This window comes from Alcanivorax sp., assembly GCF_019431375.1.
Classification (GTDB): Bacteria; Pseudomonadota; Gammaproteobacteria; order Pseudomonadales; family Alcanivoracaceae; genus Alcanivorax; species Alcanivorax jadensis_A.
This window is the reverse complement of record NZ_CP080267.1, coordinates 3,862,500-3,884,304: the sequence shown is the minus strand read 5'-3', so window position 1 is coordinate 3,884,304 and position 21,805 is coordinate 3,862,500. Positions and strand designations below refer to the sequence as shown.

19 protein-coding genes are annotated in these 21,805 nt (G+C 60.5%); 6 read left to right on the top strand and 13 right to left on the bottom strand.

Annotated elements, in window-relative coordinates:
- Window positions 1-179 precede the first annotated feature (179 nt).
- Window positions 180-587, bottom strand: coding sequence for a PaaI family thioesterase (locus KZ772_RS18130; RefSeq protein WP_290537808.1), 408 nt, complete (start codon window positions 585-587; stop codon window positions 180-182).
- 144 nt (window positions 588-731) lie between these two features.
- Between KZ772_RS18130 and KZ772_RS18125 the strand changes: the two genes are divergently transcribed.
- Window positions 732-2,444, top strand: a complete 1,713-nt coding sequence (locus KZ772_RS18125) for a proline--tRNA ligase (protein ID WP_290537807.1) — start codon at window positions 732-734, stop codon at window positions 2,442-2,444.
- A gap of 158 nt (window positions 2,445-2,602) precedes the next feature.
- Here the strand turns inward: KZ772_RS18125 and KZ772_RS18120 are convergent, their stop codons facing one another.
- The gene (locus KZ772_RS18120; protein ID WP_290537806.1) at window positions 2,603-3,637 is read right to left on the bottom strand and encodes a DUF4062 domain-containing protein; all 1,035 of its coding nucleotides are present in this window, start codon (window positions 3,635-3,637) and stop codon (window positions 2,603-2,605) included.
- A gap of 397 nt (window positions 3,638-4,034) precedes the next feature.
- Between KZ772_RS18120 and KZ772_RS18115 the strand changes: the two genes are divergently transcribed.
- Window positions 4,035-4,781: an AAA family ATPase gene (locus tag KZ772_RS18115; RefSeq protein ID WP_290537805.1), complete on the top strand. Its 747-nt coding sequence runs from the start codon at window positions 4,035-4,037 to the stop codon at window positions 4,779-4,781.
- A gap of 154 nt (window positions 4,782-4,935) precedes the next feature.
- On the opposite strand, the gene KZ772_RS18110 is transcribed toward KZ772_RS18115, so the two are convergent.
- The 3 genes from KZ772_RS18110 to chrA form a co-directional block, all read right to left on the bottom strand.
- The gene (locus tag KZ772_RS18110) at window positions 4,936-6,651 is read right to left on the bottom strand and encodes an acyl-CoA dehydrogenase family protein (protein ID WP_290537804.1); all 1,716 of its coding nucleotides are present in this window, start codon (window positions 6,649-6,651) and stop codon (window positions 4,936-4,938) included.
- 19 nt (window positions 6,652-6,670) lie between these two features.
- Window positions 6,671-7,306, bottom strand: coding sequence for a TetR/AcrR family transcriptional regulator (locus KZ772_RS18105; RefSeq protein ID WP_290537803.1), 636 nt, complete (start codon window positions 7,304-7,306; stop codon window positions 6,671-6,673).
- Window positions 7,307-7,569: 263 nt separating this feature from the next.
- A complete protein-coding gene (chrA, locus tag KZ772_RS18100) occupies window positions 7,570-8,706 on the bottom strand; it encodes a chromate efflux transporter (RefSeq protein ID WP_290537802.1) in 1,137 nt (378 codons plus the stop codon).
- Window positions 8,707-8,802: 96 nt separating this feature from the next.
- Between chrA and recQ the strand changes: the two genes are divergently transcribed.
- The 4 genes from recQ (at window position 8,803) to KZ772_RS18080 (ending at window position 13,579) form a co-directional block, all read left to right on the top strand.
- Window positions 8,803-10,938, top strand: a complete 2,136-nt coding sequence (recQ, locus tag KZ772_RS18095; RefSeq protein WP_290537801.1) for a DNA helicase RecQ — start codon at window positions 8,803-8,805, stop codon at window positions 10,936-10,938.
- Window positions 10,939-11,179: 241 nt separating this feature from the next.
- Window positions 11,180-11,314: a hypothetical protein gene (locus KZ772_RS18090; protein ID WP_290510130.1), complete on the top strand. Its 135-nt coding sequence runs from the start codon at window positions 11,180-11,182 to the stop codon at window positions 11,312-11,314.
- Window positions 11,315-11,388: 74 nt separating this feature from the next.
- On the top strand, window positions 11,389-12,111 hold the full coding sequence (locus tag KZ772_RS18085) for a glycerophosphodiester phosphodiesterase family protein (protein ID WP_290537800.1): 723 nt from the start codon (window positions 11,389-11,391) through the stop codon (window positions 12,109-12,111).
- A 91-nt stretch (window positions 12,112-12,202) separates the two neighbouring features.
- On the top strand, window positions 12,203-13,579 hold the full coding sequence (locus KZ772_RS18080; protein ID WP_290537799.1) for a DEAD/DEAH box helicase: 1,377 nt from the start codon (window positions 12,203-12,205) through the stop codon (window positions 13,577-13,579).
- A gap of 73 nt (window positions 13,580-13,652) precedes the next feature.
- On the opposite strand, the gene KZ772_RS18075 is transcribed toward KZ772_RS18080, so the two are convergent.
- The 8 genes from KZ772_RS18075 to KZ772_RS18040 all read right to left on the bottom strand — a co-directional run bounded on the left by KZ772_RS18075 (window position 13,653) and on the right by KZ772_RS18040 (window position 21,798).
- Window positions 13,653-14,327 carry a hypothetical protein gene (locus KZ772_RS18075; protein WP_290510133.1) on the bottom strand — a complete coding sequence of 225 codons (675 nt, stop codon included), beginning with the start codon at window positions 14,325-14,327 and terminating at the stop codon, window positions 13,653-13,655.
- A gap of 275 nt (window positions 14,328-14,602) precedes the next feature.
- On the bottom strand, window positions 14,603-15,139 hold the full coding sequence (locus tag KZ772_RS18070) for an activator protein (protein WP_290537798.1): 537 nt from the start codon (window positions 15,137-15,139) through the stop codon (window positions 14,603-14,605).
- Between the two features lie 112 nt (window positions 15,140-15,251).
- Entirely contained in the window at window positions 15,252-16,157 is a 906-nt protein-coding gene (locus tag KZ772_RS18065) for an aspartyl/asparaginyl beta-hydroxylase domain-containing protein (RefSeq protein ID WP_290537797.1), read from the bottom strand.
- A 359-nt stretch (window positions 16,158-16,516) separates the two neighbouring features.
- Window positions 16,517-17,722 carry a sulfate adenylyltransferase gene (gene sat, locus KZ772_RS18060; RefSeq protein WP_290537796.1) on the bottom strand — a complete coding sequence of 402 codons (1,206 nt, stop codon included), beginning with the start codon at window positions 17,720-17,722 and terminating at the stop codon, window positions 16,517-16,519.
- A 266-nt stretch (window positions 17,723-17,988) separates the two neighbouring features.
- On the bottom strand, window positions 17,989-19,188 hold the full coding sequence (locus KZ772_RS18055) for a DUF3754 domain-containing protein (protein ID WP_290537795.1): 1,200 nt from the start codon (window positions 19,186-19,188) through the stop codon (window positions 17,989-17,991).
- Between the two features lie 82 nt (window positions 19,189-19,270).
- Window positions 19,271-20,329, bottom strand: coding sequence for a succinylglutamate desuccinylase/aspartoacylase family protein (locus tag KZ772_RS18050; protein ID WP_290537794.1), 1,059 nt, complete (start codon window positions 20,327-20,329; stop codon window positions 19,271-19,273).
- A 126-nt stretch (window positions 20,330-20,455) separates the two neighbouring features.
- On the bottom strand, window positions 20,456-21,364 hold the full coding sequence (gene rimK / locus KZ772_RS18045; RefSeq protein WP_290510142.1) for a 30S ribosomal protein S6--L-glutamate ligase: 909 nt from the start codon (window positions 21,362-21,364) through the stop codon (window positions 20,456-20,458).
- Window positions 21,361-21,798 (bottom strand): ATP-dependent zinc protease, encoded by a 438-nt coding sequence (locus tag KZ772_RS18040; RefSeq protein ID WP_290537793.1) that lies wholly within the window; start codon window positions 21,796-21,798, stop codon window positions 21,361-21,363. Before KZ772_RS18040 ends, rimK begins: the two co-directional genes overlap by 4 nt.
- Window positions 21,799-21,805: the final 7 nt, after the last annotated feature.

Below are 21,805 nucleotides of genomic sequence, written 5' to 3'. Positions count from 1 at the left end.
GAGCGTAGCGAGGCGACAGAGATCAACGTCTATCCGCCATGATTTCTGCAGCGACCTGTCGAGCTCAGAGATTCCTGATCGCCCTCCGGGCGATTTCCACGCAAGCGCGGTTCGCCATGCAAGCATAGCTCCTACAACGGCTTCGTAGAAATGACGACGTCCATGGAATTTCCCAGTAGCTAGATCGGCAGCGCATAGGTTCCGGTCACGTGAGCAACCATCTCGTCACTGCCCTCGCTGAACAGCTGCACTTCCAGCACGGCCGAACGCCGCCCCAACCGCAGAATGACGGCGTCGGCGATCAGGTCCTTCTGTGCCGGGCGGGACAGGAAATTGATATTGAGATTCTGGGTCACCGCCATTTCCACACGACCCAGCTCACCAAGAATCGCCGCATACATGGCAGCATCGGCCAGCCCCATCATGGTCGGACCGGACAGGGTACCGCCGGGCCGAATCGTGGAGGGCCGGAAAGGACTGCGCATCCGGGCACGACGATCCCCCACCGCTTCGACCCGTAACCCCTCCTCGGACGCCGCCGGCAGCCCCTGGTAGATCACGTCCTGTACTTCCTGTGCATTCAACATATGGCTCGCCATCTCATCCTGGATAGCAGTGAGGATACGAAAGCGGGCGTAACAATCCCAGCGCCAATCATGATGGCTGGTGACGAAGCGCCTTTGCCCCTAAAATGGCCGGCTTCAGCAATAACCGGCGAAAGACTGTCTCCTATGCGCACTTCCCAGTACCTGCTTGCCACCGTAAAAGAAACACCGGCGGATGCCGTTGTCATCAGCCATCAGCTCATGCTGCGTGCCGGCATGGTCCGCAAGCTGGCTTCCGGCCTGTACAACTGGCTACCCACCGGCCTGCGCGTGCTGCGCAAGGTGGAGAACATTGTCCGCGAGGAAATGGACCGGGCCGGTGCCCAGGAAGTGCTGATGCCGGTGGTCCAGCCCATGGAGCTGTGGGAAGAGTCCGGCCGGGCCCCGGCCTACGGTCCGGAGCTGCTGCGCATTACCGATCGCCATAACAATCCTTTCTGCCTGGGCCCCACCCATGAGGAAGTGATTACCGATCTGGTTCGCAACGAGCTGCACAGCTACAAGCAGCTGCCGGCCAACTTCTACCAGATCCAGACCAAGTTCCGTGACGAAATCCGCCCGCGCTTCGGCATCATGCGCTCGCGGGAATTCATCATGAAGGATGCTTACTCCTTCCACACCGACACAGAATCCCTGGCAGCCACCTACCAGATCATGCACCAGGCCTACTGCGCCATCTTTGATCGCCTGGGCCTGGACTACCGTCCGGTGGAAGCGGATACCGGCGCCATCGGCGGCGCCGCCAGCCACGAGTTCCACGTGCTGGCCGATTCCGGTGAAGATGACATCGCCTTCTCTGACAGCTCCGATTTCGCCGCCAATGTGGAGCTGGCAGAAGCTCTGGCCCCCGCTATCGAGCGCCCGGCCCCCGGGGCGGCCATGGAAAAGGTGGATACCCCCAACGCCAAAACCATCGAAGAGCTGGTCGCACAGTTCGATCTGCCCATCGAGAAAACCGTCAAGACACTGGTGGTGAAAGGTGCGGAAGAAGGTCAGCTGGTGGCCCTGCTGGTTCGTGGTGACCACGAGCTGAACGATATCAAGGCGGAAAAACTGGACGCCGTGGCCACGCCGATGGAGTTCGCCAGCGAAGAGGAAATCCGTAGGGTCGTCGGTGCCGGTCCAGGCTCTCTGGGCCCGGTGGGCCTGCCGATTCCGGTTGTCATCGACCGCAGTGTGGCAGTGATGAGTGACTTCGGCGCCGGCGCCAATGAAGACGGCAAGCACTACTTCAACATCAACTGGGAGCGCGACGTGGCGCTGCCGGAAGTGGCCGACCTGCGTAACGTGGTGGAGGGCGACCCCAGCCCGGACGGCAAGGGCACCCTGACCATCAAGCGCGGCATCGAAGTGGGCCACATCTTCCAGCTGGGCACCAAGTACTCCGAAGCGCTGGGCGCCAAGGTGCTGGATGAGAACGGCAAATCCGTAGTCATGCCCATGGGCTGCTACGGCATCGGCGTCACCCGGGTAGTGGCTGCGGCCATTGAGCAGAACCATGACGACCGCGGCATTATCTGGCCGGCAGCCATTGCCCCCTTCCAGGTGGCCCTGGTGCCGGTGAACATCAAGAAGAGCCCCCGCGAGCGCGAATTGGCTGAAAAACTCTACGCGGAACTGACCAACGCCGGCATCGAAGTGCTGTTCGACGACCGCGAGAAAGAGCGCCTGGGCGTGAAACTGGCCGACAGCGAACTGCTCGGCATCCCCCACCGCATCGTCATCGCCGAACGGGGCATGGACAATGGCGTGCTCGAATATAAAGGGCGTGCGGATGCGGAGAATACCGAGGTGGCTGTGGATGAGGTTCTAGCGTTCCTGAAAGGGAAGCTGGACTGAGTTAACCGTTAATAGTGAACAGTTAACAGCGACGCGCTCCAGCGTCTTGTGACTGGAAACGCAAGAGGCCGCGTCCAAATCATGGACGCGGCCTCTTTGCTTTCAGAACAGACAACACTGTTCCGCGCCGCTGTTAACTATTAACTGTTCACTATTAACTAGATTTTGATGGAGCGCTTCACCGCCATCACCTGACTCATGGTGTTGTCCCCATGGGACGTCAGCTGCCACAACGGCAGACCGCGGTTATCCTTCTCCGGTGACTTGGTAATCAGGCCAAGGGCGCGCAGGTGAATCTTGATCTGATTGAAGGAATGGGCCGCCAGCACCACGTTGCGTACCGCGTGGGCGCGAGGGAAATCCTGCTGTACATCGGCCAGGGCCTTGCGACCGATAAAATCTTCCAGGGTTTTCTGCATCACCGGTTCCGACGCCGGGTTGATCATCAACGGGGCCACACAGGAAAACGCCTGATCCCAGCTGATCCGGGTGGTGACCATGGCCAGCTTGCAGTCGCCACCTTCATAGACATTGCAGGAGTAATCCAGTGCTACCAGATCGCCACCCCGGGACAGGGTCTTCAGTGGCGGCCTTGCCTGACTCAAGCTGTCTTCCCGCTCTTTTTCCAGCATTTCGATACGGGCCTTGAGGGCCTCGACTTCAGCCCCGCCACCGCCCAGGCCGGCCTGATCCGCCCGCACCCAGCCATCGGCACGATGCTCACGCATCAGATTGGGGATCACCTTGTGGGCCAGCTCTGCCAGACCATTTTCCGTAGTCCAGCGGAAACAGGCCACTTTCTCTTCCAGCAGGCGTACAAAGTCGTCCCGGCGCACCTGACCATCACGGGTGGACTCCTGCTGGTCAGTGCGCAGCATGGCCGGGTTATCGTGAATAAAAGCAACGATGGGTTTGCGCTTGGTGGCAGCAAAAATGTATTCGCGGTGCAACTCACTGAGCCCCATGGGTGACAGGGTGCCGTAGCGCCCGCCCACGATCAGGACGAAGTAGTCGCTGGTTTCGATCAGCTTCTGGATCACCGGCAGCAGGGTATTACCATCGGCGGCGGAACTGTCCAGGCCGGTGGGGATCATGCCGTGCTCGATCATCGGCAGCATCAATGCCTGGCGCGCCCCCTGCATATCGGGAAAGGTGGCACTGATAAAGACCTGGTAGCGTTTCGTCGCTGTCACCCTGGATACCTGTAGCGTCAGCCTGAGTCCGTAACTTCAGCGTGGATGCATGGCGCAAGCATTTGTTGTCACAGGAGATTTTCTGAAGAAGCGTCGCATCGGGAATGCGATCGACTGAAGAAAATTTTCTGTGGCGGCAAAGGCTTGCGTCAGGCGCCGCGATGGAACTACGGACTCAGGGTCAAGTTTTGGCCCTAACGGGCACGTTTTTGGCTGGCTATTAAACAGCCTGTGGCCCCGCATCACAAGCCAGGCCACCCCGGAAGGCCGTCCAATCGTGGGACATCTTTCCGGTTCATGCTAGCCTGAGCCCAGCCGTTGTGCCGGTTAACCGGCGGCGCCAGTGCCAATCACCAATATCGTAGCGCTTTTTGCAAGCTTACAGGAATGGGACGCCATGCAAACCATAGCCTTTTACAACCTGAAAGGTGGCGTGGGCAAGACCGCCTCGGCCGTGAATGTGGCCTGGCATGCCGCACGCTGGAAGCACCGTACCCTGCTCTGGGACCTGGATCCCCAGGGGGCCGCCAGCTTCTATCTGGGAGTGGATGACGGCGACGGCTACAAGGCCGGCAATCTGATCAAGGGCAAACAGCCCATCGGCCGGCTCAAGCGGGAAACCCGCTGGGCCAATCTGGATGCCATCCCCGCCGATATCTCCATGCGCAATGCGGACATCAAGCTGATGGAGAATGGCGGCGCCAAGAATCGCCTGAAACAGCTGATCGCCCCGCTGGGGGAAAGCTACGAACTGGTGATCCTGGATTGCCCCCCCACCCTGAGCCCGGTGGCAGAAAGCATCTTTGCGGCAGTGGACTACCTGTTTGTGCCGGTAATCCCCACCCATCTGTCCGTTCGCGCCTTTGAGCAGGTGCTGGACTGGCTGGACGGCAAGAACTACAAGAACCTCACCGTGGTGCCCTTTTTCAACATGGTGGACCGGCACCGGGACCTGCATGTGGAAATGCTGGTCAAGCGCCCCAAGAGCATGAAAGGCGGACTGAAGACCTGGATCCCCTACTCCACCCATGTTGAACAGATGGGAGACCACCGCGCCCCGGTCGGCGAATTCGCCCCCTACACCCCCTCCGCCCAGGCCTTCCGGGCAATGTGGTTCGAGATCGCAGGAAAACTGAAGCTTTAATTAATAGTTAATAATGAATAATTAATAGCTGCGCGAGACTGCCTGTCAGAGCCTGAAACACAAGAGGCCGCGCCCATGCTATGAGCCCGGCCTCTGCGATTGGAGCTGGCACTAGAGGGTGCCCGCGACGTTATTAATTATTCATTATTAACTATTAATTGCCTTCCCACGGGTTTGCCCGCCGCAAAATCGTATCCAGATCCAGCCCCCGCGGCAGGGTCCCATAGTTACGGTCCCCGTGCTCCCCCAGACGAGAGGCAATAAAGGCGTCTGCCACGGCGCTATTGCCTGCCGACACCAGCTGGCTGGCCTGCATGGTCAGGGACAAGCGATCGACGATATCCCGGGCCCGGTATTCGGCTTCCTCCATGTCAGCAAATTCCCGCTTGAGCGAAGTTACCGCCTTGTCCAGACGGGGATCGCTGCCGACTGTTTTCGCCAGCTCGGCGAACCACACATCCAGCACCGCCGGGGTCTTGGCCAGGGCCCGCAGCATGTCCAGGGCCTGCACATTACCGGAGCCTTCCCAGATGGCATTGATGGGCGCCTCGCGATACAGGCGCGCCATGATGAAGTCTTCGGTGACGCCGTTGCCCCCCAGGCACTCCATGGCCTCGTAGGCATGGAACGGGGTGCGCTTGCAGATCCAGTACTTGCCCGCTGGCAGGCCCAGCCGCAGCAGCAATTTCTCGTGCTCGTTGTCCGGGTCCAGGGTGGTGTTATCCAGCGCCTCGCCCATGCGCATGGTAATGGCCAGAGAACCCTCCACCTCCAGCTGCAGGTCCGCCAGCACATTACGCATCAACGGCTGGTCGATCAGGGTCTTGCCGAAGGCAGCACGGCCCATGGCATGGTTCACCGCCTGGGCCACTGCCTGGCGCTGACCGGAGGTGGAACCCACCATGCAATCGAAGCGGGTCATGGCCACCATCTCGATAATGGCCGGTACACCGCGGCCCTCGTCGCCGACCATCCAGCCCAGGGCGCCGCGCAGTTCAATCTCGGAGGAGGCATTGGAGACATTGCCCATCTTGTTCTTCAGCCGCTGCACCTGGATCGGGTTCTTGCTGCCGTCCGCGCGCCAGCGCGGTACCAGGAAACAGCTCAGGCCGCTGTCGGTCTGGGCCAGCACCAGGAAGGCATCGCACATGGGCGCAGAAGTGAACCACTTGTGGCCTACCAGCTCATAAGCTTCACCGGGGCCTTCGGCAGCAATCGGATATGCCCGGGTGGTGTTGGCGCGCACATCGGAGCCGCCCTGCTTTTCGGTCATGCCCATACCGATAGTCAGTGCCTGCTTTTCCGTATGCGGCACATTACGGGGGTCATAGGCATTGTTGAGAATCTTGGGCAGCCATTCCTTTGCCAGCGAGGGGGTCAGCTTGATGGAAGGTACCGAGGCAAAGGTCATGGTCAGCGGGCAGCCATGGCCGGCCTCCACCTGCCCCTGTAGATAGCTCTGCGCCGCCCGGGCCACATGGGCGCCCGGCTTCGGATCAGACCATGGAGCCGAATGAATGCCGGATTCCAGGCCCAGCGTCATCAGCCGATGGTAGGCCTCGTGGTACTTTACGAAGTCCACCCGATAGCCCTGACGATCGTGGGAAAAAAACTGCGGCTTGTGCTCATTGGCCAGAAAGCCCCACTCGATCACTTCGGCGCTGCCGGTTTTGGCGCCATGGGCGGACAGCTTGTCCTCCGCCCAGCCGGCCCCATGTCGGCGCACCGCCTCGCGCAGGGCAGTGTCATTGTCGTAGGCGTTGTAATTCTCCAGCGCCCGGGCCTGATTAAAGACCTCATGGGTCTGGGCCAACGGTTCCGGTTTCGCCTGTTGGTCCCGTTTGTGCAGAGTACCGTGCTTGGCATTCATTGCAGCTCTCCCGAAAAAATCATGCAGTCTGTTGCTGCTCAATAAGCTGGGCCTGCGCCGGGGATATCCCCACGGCACGCAGACAGAATTGGCTCAGGGATTTCGCCAGATTGGCTTTTGGCAGGGGATCGGACAACGGGCCCACCAGGGCTTCAGCAATGGCGCCCACCAGGGCCGCCGCGCTGATCGCCGTATCCTGAATCGGCAGCACGCCCTGCCTAACACCATCGCTGAGCAACTGCTGATAGAGCTCCGCGTAGCGCTGGCGATAGGCAAGACGCTCCGCGTCCACCGCCGGGTCCACCGGCTCGGCGATCAGCGACCAGGCCAGCCGGGGCGCCGCCTGGGCGCGCTGCACAAAGACCTGCAGCACATGGCTGAGCCGTTCGGAAAAGCTGCCGGTGTGCTCCATGGCCTGTGCCACTGCCGCGACTTCACGCTCGGTGGCCACGCGAAATACCTCCGCCGCCAACACTGCCTTGTTGTCGAAATAGCGATACAGGGTGCCCACGCCGACCCCGGCTTCCGCCGCCAGGGTCTGCATGGTCAGGTTGGCAAAGCCACCTTCACGCACCAGCTGCTCGGCACTGCGCAGCAGATGATCACGCTGGGCCGCCTTGCGCGCCTTCACATTGGCAGTTTCCCGGTAAGCCATAGTCGGAATCCATATTCATTTCTTGCAAGGAGTGAACCATTATTCCGACCTTCAGGCAAGCACCGCCCGTCGTGTACGCGCCGCAGGAATTGCTGCCAGCCTTTTCCTCGAAGCTGCTGTAGGAGCGGCGCTTGAGCCGCGAATCCGAGCCTTGGCGAGGAAATGGACCAGAACGTAAAAAGTAAAGCCGGTTGCAATGCGATACCTGATCGCCCTTTGGACGATCCCGCGCTTAGACGCGGTTCGCGGCTCAAGCGCCGCTCCTACAGAACCCCCGTAATCACCCCCAGCGCCGCCATGCCCAGCACCATCCCCCACAACGGCACCGTCTTGCTGCGCAACACCACAAACCCCGCCACCACGATCAACAAACCCCACAGATCATGCACGGCAGAAACGAAGACCGGCTGATACAGGGCCGCCAGCAACAACCCCACCACCGCCGCATTGATTCCCGCTACTGCACCGGCCAGGGCCGGGCGGGAAGAGAGCCATTGCCACCCCTCCATCAGCCCAAGCACCAACAGAAAGCCCGGCAGGAAGATGGCCAGGGTGGCGATCAGGGCGCCCCACCAGGGGCTGGCCGGCAGCAGCACCGCCCCCAGATAGGAGGCCAGCGAGAACATGGGCCCGGGCACCGCCTGGGCAGCTGCGTAGCCAGTGAGAAATTGATCCGGGGACATCTGTGGCCCCACCAGTTCCTGCAGTAAGGGCAGCACCACATGCCCCCCACCAAACACCAGGGAACCGGCGGCAAAAAAATCATTCCACAGGCCCAGCACCCGCCCGCCCGGCAACAGGGCGACAACGGCAAGCAGCGCGAACAGTAGCAACGGCCAGCGGCGCCACACCGGTTTGCCCATTGCCACCACGCCCTGATCCGGTCGCAACCAGTGCCAGCCAATGGCGGCGGCCACCAGCAAGGCCAGCATCTGCCCGACCAGCGCCGGCCACAGCACCAACAGCATGGCCACCAGCACGGCGATGGTGCGGGTCAAACCGCTGGCACAGAAACGCTGGCCCATATTCCACACCGCATCGGCCACCACGATCACCGCCAGCCACTTCAGCCCCGTGATCGCCCCACCCTGCAGCCAGTCTGGCAAAGACGTGGCGTAGATCCCCAACAGTGCCATCAACAGAAAAGACGGCAGGGTAAAGGCAACAAACGCGGCAAAAGCCCCGAAGACACCACCGCGTACCCGGCCAATGGCAAAGCCCAACTGACTTGACGCCGGCCCGGGCAGAAACTGGGTCAGCGCCAGCAGGCGGGCAAACTCCGCCTCATCCAGCCACTGCAACTCCTCCACGAAGCGACGATGAAAATAGCCCACATGGGCCGCCGGCCCGCCAAAGCTGACCAGCCCCAGCAGCAGAAACTGACGAAAGATATCGAGCATCACCTACATGCATCCCCGCTGAAATTTCACCCGAACCTAGCACAGTTTGCCGGCAGGCGGATGTCAGTGCCGGTCGGCGGCAGGTATACTCGCCGCATGCAATCCGATGCCCACTCCGTTCTCCAGCACGTCTTTGGCTATCACCAGTTCCGTGGTGAACAACAGACCATTATCGATAGCCTGATTCAGGGCGACGATGCACTTGTATTAATGCCCACTGGCGGCGGCAAATCCCTGTGCTACCAGATTCCGGCGCTGGTACGCGCTGGCACCGGCGTGGTGATCAGCCCGCTGATTGCCCTGATGCAGGATCAGGTGGATGCCCTCAAGGCGCTGGGTGTCAGGGCCGGCTTCCTCAACTCCACCCTGAACATGGAGCAACAGCGGGCCCTGGAAGACGCCCTGCTCAACGGCGAACTGGACATGCTCTACATCGCCCCGGAGCGTCTGATACAGCCACGCACCCTGTCCCTGCTGCATCAGGCGCAGATTGCCCTGTTTGCTATCGACGAAGCCCACTGCGTGTCCCAGTGGGGCCATGATTTCCGCAACGATTATCTGCAATTGTCGCTGCTGCATCGGGAATTCCCCGATGTGCCACGCATCGCCCTGACCGCCACGGCGGATCAACGCACGCGAATGGAAATTGCCGAACGCCTGGACCTGACCCAGGCTCGTCACTTCGTCTCCAGCTTCGACCGCCCCAACATCCAGTACCGCATCGAGCGCAAGGACGGCGCCCGCAACCAGCTGCTGCGGCTGATTCGTGCCGAGCACGCCGGCGACGCCGGCATCGTCTACTGCCTGTCGCGCAACAAGGTGGAGCGGGTGGCGGAATGGCTGTGCCAGCAGGGCGTCAACGCCCTGCCCTACCACGCCGGCCTGCCCGCACAAACCCGCGAAACCCACCAGCAGCGCTTCCTGCGCGAAGACGGCCTGGTAATGGTGGCCACCATTGCCTTCGGCATGGGGATCGACAAGCCGGATGTGCGGTTCGTGGCCCACCTGGACCTGCCCAAAAGCATCGAGTCCTATTATCAGGAAACCGGCCGTGCCGGCCGCGATGGGGAACCCGCCACCGCCTGGATGGCCTACGGCCTGGAAGACGCCATCAAGCTCAAGCAGATGCTGGCCCAGAGCAGTGGCAATGAGCAGCACAAACGCAACGAAAACCAGCGGCTGGAAGCCATGCTGGGACTGTGCGAAATCACCCAGTGCCGCCGCCAGGCCCTGTTGCACTATTTCGGTGAGACGCTGGAACAACCCTGCGGCAACTGCGACACCTGCCTGAACCCGCCGCAGACCTTCGATGCCAGCGAGGCCGCCCAGAAAGCCCTGAGCTGCGTGTATCGCACCGGCCAGCGCTTCGGCGCCAACCATCTGATCGACGTGCTCACCGGCAATCGTTCCGACAAGGTGGCCAGCGCCGGCCACGACCATGTGTCCACCTGGAACATCGGCAATGAATTCAGCGCCAACCAGTGGAAGAGCATCTACCGGCAACTGGTGGCCCGCGGCCTGCTCACCGTGGACATGAACGGTTTCGGCGCCCTGCAACTCACCGAAGCCTGTCGCCCCTACCTGCGCGGCGAGCAGCCATTGCACCTGCGCAAGGAACTGGCCAAGGCCAGGAAGGCCTCTACCCGTCGCGCTCACGCCAATATCGCTGACGCCGACCGAACCCTCTGGGAAGCCTTGCGCGCCTGCCGAAAACGGCTGGCCGATGAAGAAGGGGTCCCGCCCTACGTGGTCTTCCACGACGCCACCCTGATGGACATGCTCGCCATCCGCCCGCGCAACCGCATGGAAATGGCCGCGGTCAGCGGTGTCGGCGACCGCAAACTGGAACGCTACGGGGACGAGTTCCTGGCCATTCTCAATGGCAACGGTGACAACGCCGGCGTGGCCGAGCCCGCTGGCCCGGATCGCAACGAGATCCTCGCCCTGGCCCAGGCCAACATGAGCCCGAGCGCCATCGCCCGCCAGCAGAACCTGAACGAACAGACCGTGTACCGGGAACTGGCTAAACTGGTCACCGCCAACCAACTCAGCCTGGAGCAGGCACTGGGTATCAGCGAAATGGAGATCGGCATCATCCAGGATGCCCTGCTCAGCCAACCCAACCTGGCCGAAGACACCTTCAGCTACCGGCAGTTGAAAGACCTGCTGGCCGATGACTGGCCCACCGGCGTGCTGCACTGCGTGCGTCAGGCGATTTTAGCAGCGGGTTAACCCTTCCGCAGGAGCGTCGCTCCTGCCGGAAGAATACCATTACCCACTGTCCTCCTGACTGTGATTGAACGAGCGATAAAACTAGCGCTCTCCCACCGAATATTGTGGATCTCGTTACGCCAATCCTTGCATTAACCTTTGTCACTCGCTGTAAGCAAAAGCTTACAGCCCAACAACAGAGCCAACGCTCCCGTCAGGCTAATCTTGACCCTGTTCAAAAAAGATACAACAGGGGTTATACATGGAACAGGAAGAACAGCTTGATCTGGAATGGGTGCCTGACACCCTGGCAGGACTTTTTGAAGATGCCCACGCGGATCATCCCGGCCAGTGGGAATCCTTTGACGCGGAAACCGCCAGCGCCCACGCCGCCTGAATCGAGCCCGGCCAGTGCGCCCTTCCCGACCTGTGGCGCTTTAACCTGGCCCTTGTCCGGGAGAGAATACTCCCATGGACGTGATCTGGATCAGCCATCGCGGCCTGCACCAGCGCCATGTGGAAAACAGCCTGCATGCGTTCGAGGCCGCCGCCGAAGCGGGCTTCCACACCCTGGAAACCGACCTGCGCACCACCTGTGACGGTCAGATCATCCTGCACCACGATCCCTCCCTGATACGTACCACCGGCAGTGACGCCATCATCGAAGAGCTGGACACGGACCAGTGTCTGTCCCACCGACTCAATGACGGCCAATCCTTGCTCACCTTCGACGACTTCGCTTGCACCTTTACTGACCAGCGCTGGGTTCTCGACATCAAACCGGAAAGCGCCGAACGCACCCTGGCGGCGCTGCGCCACTGGGCCGACCGGGAGCAAAAAGGCGACTGGCTCTGCCGTCAGGCCCGTTTTCTGCTCTGGAACCCGGAACACACCCAACTGCTACGCCAGCATTTCCCTGGCGCCATCACCATGGCCCCCCACAACGAATGCCGCCGAGCCGGCCTGTCGCTGCTGATGGGGCTCAGGCCGCTGGCCGCCATCCGCTATGGCCGCACCTATTCGCTACCACCGGTATTCCATGGCCTGCCGCTGTTCCGCCGCTCCCTGGTGGATGCCTATCACCGCCTGGGCGGTCGGGTGCTGGCGTTCCTGCCGGAGGGGCGAGAGCAACAGCGCCAGGCGCTTCGCTCCGGGGTGGATGAAATTCTCAGCAATACCCCGCCGATACGCTAGCGTCCAGCTGCTGGCCGTCGGACCGCCGGGCTCGTGTTCCAGACCGGGATGGGGTAGGCTTGCCGCCCCTTCTTATGTCAGACCCAATTAAATGCCTTTTACTTCCCTTGGACTGGGGGATGACCTGTTGGCCGCTGTTGCCGATCAGGGTTATCACACCCCGTCACCAATCCAGGCCCAGGCCATCCCCGCCGTACTCAGCGGCCGCGATGTCATGGCTGCTGCCCAGACCGGCACCGGCAAGACCGCCGGTTTCACCCTGCCCCTGCTGGAGCGCCTGCGCGCCGGCCAGGCCGCCAGTAACAACCAGGTACGCGCCCTGGTACTGACCCCCACCCGGGAACTGGCCGCCCAGGTCGCCGAGAGTGTGGCCACCTACGGCAAGAATCTGCCGCTCACTTCCACCGTGGTATTCGGCGGTGTGAAGGTCAATCCGCAGATGCAGCGCCTGCGTGGCGGTGCCGATATTCTGGTAGCCACTCCCGGACGCCTGCTGGACCTGTATCAGCAGAACGCGGTGAAATTCGACCGCCTGGAAATACTGGTGCTGGACGAAGCGGATCGCATGCTCGATATGGGCTTCATCCACGACATCCGCAAGATTCTCTCCAAACTGCCGCCGAAACGGCAAAACCTGATGTTTTCGGCCACCTTCTCCCCGGAAATCCGCGCCCTGGCCAAAGGCCTGGTGAACGATCCGGTGGAAATCGATGTGAGCCCGCGCAACACCACCACCGAGCTGGTCACCCAGTGGATCGCCCCGGTGGACAAACAGCGCAAGGCGGCCCTGCTGACTCACCTGATCCAGGACAACAACTGGTTCCAGGTGCTGGTGTTCAGCCGCACCAAGCACGGCGCCAACAAGCTGGCCAAGCAGCTGGAAAGCAACGGCATCGAAGCCGCTGCCATCCACGGCAACAAGAGCCAGAATGCCCGCACTCGTGCCCTGGCAGATTTCAAGAACGGCAAGATCCGCGCGCTGGTCGCCACTGACATTGCCGCCCGGGGCCTGGACATTGAGCAGTTGCCACAGGTGGTAAACGTGGATCTGCCCAATGTGCCGGAAGACTATGTGCACCGCATCGGCCGCACCGGTCGTGCCGGCGCCACCGGCCAGGCCATTTCCCTGGTCAGCGCCGATGAAGCCCAGCAGCTGAAGGATATTGAACGGCTTACCCAGCAACAGCTGGAGCGCAAGATCGTGGCCGGCTTCGAGCCTGGCGAGCCGTTACCGGCAGCGGGGGCGCTGCAGCCACCGAAGCGCAAACGCCCGAAGAAAGCCAAACCCGCCCATGCCCGTTCAGACAGCAGTGGCGGAAACGGTCAGGCCCGCAATGGCAACGGCGGCGGAGGCAATGGCCAGAACCGCCAGGCTCGCCCGGCCAATAACAACAGCCGCCCCGGCGGCAACAGCCAGCGACGCCGTCGCCCGGCAGGCAACCGCCGGCCGCAAGCCCAGCAGTCCTGAACGAAAAAAGGCGCCTGTAAGGCGCCTTTTTTCTAGCTTCTAGCTCGTAGCTAGAAGCTCGTAGCTAATTCGCTTATCGTTGCCGCAGCAGCCCCTGATAGTGGGCCATATAGCCTTTCAGTTCGTCATCGCTCAGGTCCTTGAGCACCTTGTTGTTCACTGCGTGCACGGCCTTGCGGCTGCCATCAATGCCCACATTCAGGGCCTTCTGGGTGACAAAGCCGATTTTCACTTCCTTGGTGTTGGCGACAAAGACTTCATCGATGATCTTGTCGGACATGGCGCTCATCACCCGGGTGACCAGGGCTACGTCTTCGGTGCCCTTGCCCGCCGCACACAGCTCGGTGGCCTTGCGGAAATCCTCAGCGAAGCTGTCTTCCACCGGGAAAGCGATGCTGGCGTGGTTGTCGTTGTCGTCACCGGCCTGCCAGTACATGGCCTTCACATTCTTCACCACCGGAGCGAATTCCGCGTTGGTGACTTTCTTGAAGATCTGGCGGGTGAGCATGCTGGATGCCTTACCGGCGGTGGACACGGCAAAGTCGATCACTTTCTTCTGGCCACCGGACAGCTCGGTCATATTGGCCGGCTCTACCAGAAACAGGCTGAGAATCCGGTCGGTGAGGTGATCCACCATATGGATGAATTTCTCGGCGCTGTCTTTACGATCGTGCTCGACGGCATGAAGGAAGTCTTCGGTGCTGTTGACCAGCGCCGGGTTAGCGGGAATCGCCACCACGTTCTGCATTGTTATGTCCTTGCCTTGCAAACAGTTGCTGTCACTGAAAAAACTCATGATAGCGGGGCGTTGGCCCGAGGGGAAACGCCGATCGGGCCGGAATAACAAAGCCTATACGATGGCGATTATGAACCCGGCTATGAAACAGGCCCTGGCAACGTCGCGTAAGCCTGAATCAAAAGCATTTTCACTCCAGAGCACAGAGCACACAGAGAAAACGCGGCTTTCCCTCAGTGATCTCTGTGCCCTCTGTGGTAAATCGGTCTTTGGTAATTAATCGCCGGTTAACTGGCGCCCTGGCTGGCACCGGGCTGACGCCCCTTTTCCGCAGAGCGGCCAGACTGACTGGCAGAGCGAATATCCACCTGAGGCGTGGTGACCATGGTCCCGTCCATGGCACAGTCCGGGCCCAGGGTCACCGCATCAAACGTGGCTGAACCATCCGTATTGCCCCAGGCCAGGGTCACCGGCCCCGGACCGCAAATGCCGCCCAATAGCGGCACCCTGACCTTGACCTGCATATCGTCCACGGTGAGTCGCCCCGGGTTATCCACCTGCCCCTGCCAGGGCAGCGCCAGTGCCTTGATGCTTTTGCACAATGGATTCATGCCGCCGAAGATGACCTCGGTGACCCGGATCGCCCCCTGTTCGCTGACCTGGCCGTTAAACGTGGTATGACAACTGACCGGAATGGCGCCTTTTTTCATGGCCAGCTTGCCACTGGCTGAGAATGCCCCCGCCGGCGCCACCGTCACGTCTGCGCTGGTCACCCCGACACTGGCCCAGACCAGAAAGGTCGAGGCAATGATGTTCCTTATCATTGTTGTTATCCCTTACCGATGTGTTCACCGGCATGTTGGCACGATCGGGCAATCCTCCCAAACCAACCAGCCGCAAAATCACGACCATTCGGCAGTTTATTTTTCCGTGGAACTACACCAGCTGGTAACCAATACTACCCAGCACCGCCAGCACCACTGTCCACTTGGCGGTCACGTAGAAGGGTTTGTTTTTCCGCTTTACGGATTTCAGGAACCCCTTGTAGGCAATCACCCCTTTGCCCAGCTTGTTACCAACTCCGGTATGGCTGCTATCCAGGTTGTCGATGAAGAACAGGCGGTTGAAGAACCAACCGAAGTACCAGTACACCTTCCGCACCCACTTCCATTTCATGGGCCGATCCACATCGGTCATCAGGATGATGCGCGGGGTATCGGTGCGGTTCCAGGCGGAATGGATGTAGGTTTCGTCGAAGATGATGCTGTCACCATCCCGCCAGATATAGTCGTCCTCGTTCACTGTCAGCCCACAGCCCTCATCGTTGGGCGTGCTCAAGCCCATGGAATAACGCAGGGTGTAGGCAAACGGATCGTGGTGGCGATTAAGCTTCTTGCCCGGCATCAGCACCGCAAACAGGGCAATGTTCATGGACGGTAGTTGATCCAGCAAGGCCATGGTTTTCGGCGCCAGCGCATAAGCAGATGGCAGCTTGTTGTCGTAGACCTTCAGGTAAAAGCTGGTCCAGCGGTTGTCCTTGTAAAAACTGCTGGCCGGCAGGTCTTCCTTGGCGGTGATATTGCCACCATGGTACAAGGCCAGCGCCTCGTCGCGGATGGTTTCCCAGTTATCCTCAATCAGCTGCAGCTCGGGGAAATGGTCCAGCCCGATGCGGGGCGTGGTGGGCACTTTCGACAGCAAGTAAGCCGGAATATTGAACGGCACCATGAAGGTGGAAAAATCCGAAAGCTGGCGCTTGAGGCCAAACGGCTCCCGGTTACGCACCCGGATAAACACGATGCAGCCCACATAGACCAGCAAACAGACCACAATAACGGCCATAACCTGTCCCTTTACACTCTGCCAACGGGGTGTCCACCAGTGAAACGCGGCACCCGGAAAAATGAATGGGCGGGATTTTACCTCATATTGGCCCGCAAAAACGCAGGCACATCGGTTATTTGCTGCCGCTGCTCGGCGTCATCAGTCCAGGGGCACACAGCCGCCAGGGGAAATTCCGTGCTGTCGTGACCATTGCCTGCGCCAAGAGGGGCACGGCCGTCAACAATCACTCTCGTCTCGCCAGCAGCAACGTTGAGGCCCATCAGTCACGGGGCCGCAGCATAAACCGGAAACGAAAAAAGCCTCTAAAAAGAGGCTTTTTTACGATGCACATTGAGCGCGGATACGCTCTGGGCGGATTACTTCCCGGCGTCCAGCGCCTGGTAATAATCCATCAGGATCTGTGCCACTTCCGGACGGGAGAATTCCGGCGGGGGCGCAATGCCCTGGCCCAACATCTCGCGCACCTTGGTCCCTGACAGCAGAACAAAGTCGTCCTTGGTGTGATCAGGCACATCGCGCATCATCACCACGCGATCCAGCTTCTTCGAATAGGCGGTGTGGTCGGCCTCGAAGATTTTAATTTCCAGTGCGCCAGCCGGCACTTTTTCCTGGAAGATGGTTTGTGCGTCGAAAGCGCCGTAATAATCGCCGACACCGGCGTGGTCACGGCCAACAATCAAATGGCTGCAACCGCAGTTCTGGCGGAATACCGCATGCAGCACAGCTTCACGCGGACCAGCGTAGAGCATGTCAAAACCGTACCCGGTGATCATCACGGTATTGGGCGGGAAGTACACTTCCACCATTTTACGGATAGCGGCATCACGCACGTCGGCCGGAATATCCCCCTTCTTCAATTTGCCCAGCAGCATATGAATCAGGATACCGTCGGCATTCAACGCCTCCTGGGCCATGCGGCACAGTTCTTCATGGGCGCGGTGCATCGGGTTACGGGTCTGGAAAGCAACCACATTGTTCCAGCCACGCTCGACAAACTCGTTGCGAATGGAAACCGCGGTGCGGAAGGTATCGGGGAAGTCGTCGGCGAAATAGGAGTAGTTCAGGACCTGGATATCGCCGGACACAATAAAGTTGCCGGCAGCCAGGAAGTTGGCCACGCCCGGGTGTTCCTTGTCGTTGGTAGCGAAAACCTGCTCGGCAACGGCTTCCAGTTCAGCATCAGACGCTTCCTCGATGGCCGCCACATCCATCACCGCAATCACCGGCTGGCCGTCCACATTGGGGTCACGCAGGGCAATGCGCTTGGCCCCTTCAATGGCGCTGACATCCTTCAGCATATTGACGATCGGCACCGGCCAGAACAGGCCATCGGCGGTGGTCATGTTGTCGGCCACTGACAGCATGTCAGCCTTGTTCATGTAGCCCGTCAGCGGGGTGAAATAACCGGCAGCCATCATCACCGCATTGGCGGCAGCTGCCGAGCTGATTACCACTGAAGGCAGAGATTCCGCTTCATGCTGCAGGGCAACGCGGGCATCTTCATCGGCGACGTACAGGGGTTTCAATGCGTCCGCACCATGCGGCTTGACCAAAGCGACCATCTATTTACTCCAAATGCTCAATCAACAGGGTATCCATATCGCGGCGCAGTATAGCAGAGGATTAGCCAGAGGTCGGCCCGACAATAATGACGGACAGAATTATGCGTATATTTGCATTTATGAAGGATTAGCTCTTAAGATCCCGGCGACAGAGAGATGTCGCAGGCCGCGGCCATGATTGTCGCTGAGAAACAGGCGGCTGAAGAACCCACCGACGGACCGATGACAAAAGCCCAGGAAAACCGCCAGAAGCCCGGAAGGTCGGGTTATGCCCCGCTGCCGGGGCCAACCACCGCCAATACCTGCTCCAGCGGGCAAGCCCGCCAGCCATTACCATTCTCACGGCGGGCCAGCTCCAACCGCTCCAGCTTGGCCAGCGCATCGCTGATTTCAAAATCCAGACGATACTGCCAGCGCTCGGCAAACCACTGCTCAATCCGCTCGTCCAGTTCTCCCGCGGACAGCGGCTCGCCAGCAACCAAAAGAAAGTAGTAGGCCAGCAGGGTCTCCTTGCTCTCTTCTTCCTCGGCCTCATCCACCAGCTGATAGATGACGCTGGCATTGTTCGCCACATTCTTGAAGTAGAGATTCCGGGTCAGGGTCTGCACAAATTGCAGTTTGCGGGTACGGAAGTTTTTCACCTGTTTCCAGATGAAACCTGCCAGGGTGCCCAGCCCTGCCAGCAGCGCCAGCAGTGCCGCCTTGTCCAGCGTCACCGGCTCGGCATGCATTCCCAGCCAGAAACCGAGCAACGAACCGAGCAGCAGCAATGTGGCCCCCAGCTTGGTGGTCAGCATCACGCCACCACCCACCAGCGCCGGCACCCCGATCAGCAGCTTGTCGATATTGCGCATGCGTACCTGGGTTTCCGGGAACAGCATCTCGATATCCGCCTTGGGCACATTCTCGAACAGCTTGAGATAAACCCGCTCCCCAGCGCCCTCTTCTCCCTCTTCCGGCGGCACCTTCAGGTACAGGGCCACGTTGTCGTAATGAGTAAAAGTGACCTCCTTGCGGTACAGGCCCCACAGCAGCTTGAGGGTTTCCGTGCGCTGGCTCTGCCCGCGGCTGTAAAGCAGCACCTCCTCGAACCGGGAAAAGTCCACCTGCAACCGCACCTTGAACAAGGAGGCCTCTTCCAGCGCCGCCGCCAGATCCTCCTCGGTCACCGGCTCGTAATTCGCCTGCTCCAGCAGCTCTCCCAGCAAGGTTTTCAGGTCTTCCGGGGTCTCTCTCAAAAGACCGCTGTCCAGCAACCGGGCCTGAGGATTCACGGCCAGATAGGCCTCCTTGAGGGCTTCCTGTCGGGAATGAAAATGCTGGTGCAGCGTCACCTGCAGCTGCTCCGCCAATCGTTGGAACTGGTCCGCCTGTTCCGCCGTGAGGCCTTCCTCCGCCAGGCACATGGCCACAATATCCTTGCGACGGAACGGGATGTAACGCAATGGGGTGGCAACAGTTCTCACGGCAGTGTCCCTTTTCGTGGCATTCCTGCGATTGTGCCATGGCCTCCGTACAAGTCGGCCTGGCGCCCTCGCCCTTCCCGCATTACACGATCGGCGGCTCGCCCGACAGGGTTGGGCCCTTTTCGATATCGCTGGTGAACACTTCCAGGGACTGTGCCACTTCGCTGACTTCCTCGAAGCGAGCGATGTGGTAGAGGGCTTCGCCTTCGTTCACCAGGGGCATATTGTTGCGCCCCACCAGGATGCCGGCGGCTGGGGAGTGAATGTTGACGTCATCACCACCGAAGGGACTGGAGATACGGCCGATCAGGTCGTCTTTCTTGATCCAGGCCCCCAGCGCCACCAGCGGCAGGAAAACGCCATCGCGCTCGGCGCGCACCCAGCTTGAGGAACGGGCGATATAGGGCTCGCTGGGCACCTTGGCGCGGCGAGCGCCGGTCATGCCAAGGTGCTGAAGGATGTTGAGCACACCTTTGACGCCGGCGCGGATGCAGGACTCGTCGAAACGCAGGGCCTCGCCGGCCTCGTAGGTAATCACCGGGATGCCCTGGGCTTCGGCCACTTCCCGCAGGGTGCCCTCACCCAGCACCGAGTTGATCACCACCGGCACGCCGAAGGCGTTGGCCATGGCGGCGGTGTCGTCGTTGGACAGGTCGGCGCGGATCTGCGGCAGGTTGGCCCGGTGCACAGCGCCGGTATGCAGGTCCACCGCATGGGTAGCCCGATCCAGCACCTGGCTTTTGAACTGCCAGGCCATGCGAGCGCCCAGGCTGCCGGTTTCAGAGCCGGGGAAGCAGCGGTTCAGGTCCCGGCGGTCCGGCAGATAGCGGGTCTTGTGAATGAAACCAAACACGTTGACCACCGGCACCGCCAGCAGCGTGCCACTGAGGCTTTTCAGGGCAGAATGACGCAGCAGGCGGCGGATGATTTCCACCCCGTTGAGTTCGTCACCGTGAATCGCCGCGCTGACCATCAGCACCGGCCCGGGCTTGCGCCCGTGAATCACATGGATGGGGACGTTCAGGGGCGTCTGGGTATAGAGCTGCGCCAACGGCAGCTCCACCTTGGCACGGGTGCCAGGCTTGACGCTGACGCCATCCAGTTCAAACGGCAATACTTTGGGTTCTTTCGTGTTTTTCATTTTTTACCCGAACCAATACCGGCGCACCGCCCTTGATGGCCCCGACAACAGGCCGGAAAACCAGCAAGGCCAGACGGTTTTCGCTATTAACTATTCACTGTTAACTATTCACTGCCGTTAACGGCCTTACCCCTTCGAGCCTTTTGTCTGGGTCCGATAGGGGCGCGCATCCTTTTCGATGAACTTGATCACCATGCCTGCCACGTCTTTATTGGTGGAGGTTTCGATCCCTTCCAGCCCCGGCGAGGAGTTCACTTCCATGACCAGGGGGCCGTGGTTGGAGCGCAGGATATCCACACCGGCCACATTCAGCCCCATGATACGGGCAGCGCGCACGGCGGTGGCACGCTCTTCCGGGGTAATGCGGATCAGGCTGGCGCTGCCGCCACGGTGCAGGTTGGACCGGAATTCGCCGGGCAGGGCCTGGCGTTTCATGGCAGCAATCACCTTGCCCCCTACCACGAAACAACGAATGTCGGCGCCGCCGGCTTCCTTGATGTACTCCTGCACCATCACCGACACGTTGAGGCCCATGAAGGCCTCGATCACCGATTCCGCCGCCTTGCGGGTTTCCGCCAGCACCACACCGATGCCCTGGGTGCCCTCCAGCATCTTGATTACCAGGGGCGCGCCGCGAACCATGTTGATCAGGTCGGGAATATCATCCGGGGAGTGGGCAAAGCCGGTAATAGGCAAGCCCACACCTTTGCGGGACAACAGCTGCAGGGAACGCAGCTTGTCCCGTGAACGGGAGATGGCCACGGATTCATTGACCGGAAAGACGCCCATCATTTCGAACTGGCGCAATACTGCCGTGCCGTACTGGGTGATGGAGGCGCCGATCCGGGGAATCACCGCATCAAAGCCTTCCAGTACTTCACCCTTGAAGTGAATTTCCGGCTTGTGGGACACCATGCTCATATAGCAACGCAGGGTATCGATCACGTGCATTTCATGGCCGGCAGCCTCGCCCGCTTCCACCAGTCGGCGGGTGGAGTACAGTCGCTTGTTTCTCGAAAGAATGGCAATTTTCATGGTTGCTCTTTGTTTCCACCTAATAGAAAAGATGCCGTGGGATCGACAACAATCTCGCCCATGGCGGTGCGGCCCAGCAGCATACGGAATATCATGTTTTCGCGGTCGGTCAGGGTGATTTCGATGGGCCAGCGGCGGCCACCCAGTTCGATGTCCGTGCGGATCACCGGGCGCTCTTCCTTGTGCCCACCGGAGTCGGTAACGACACGGCGGTCCAGCACCGGCGCCTCACAGTGACGAACCTGGTCCTGGCCTTGAATCGGGTGGATGGAAAAGCGGACCCATTCCCGGTTGTCACGCTGGAAGCTTTCCACCTGAAAGGCATGCAGCGCCGAGGTGCGCGCCCCGGTATCCACCTTTACCTTGATCGCTTCGATGTCCAGTTCGGGCAAGGTTGCCCACTCCCGCCAGCCGACGGTGACCTTGCTTGCCATTGGAGAG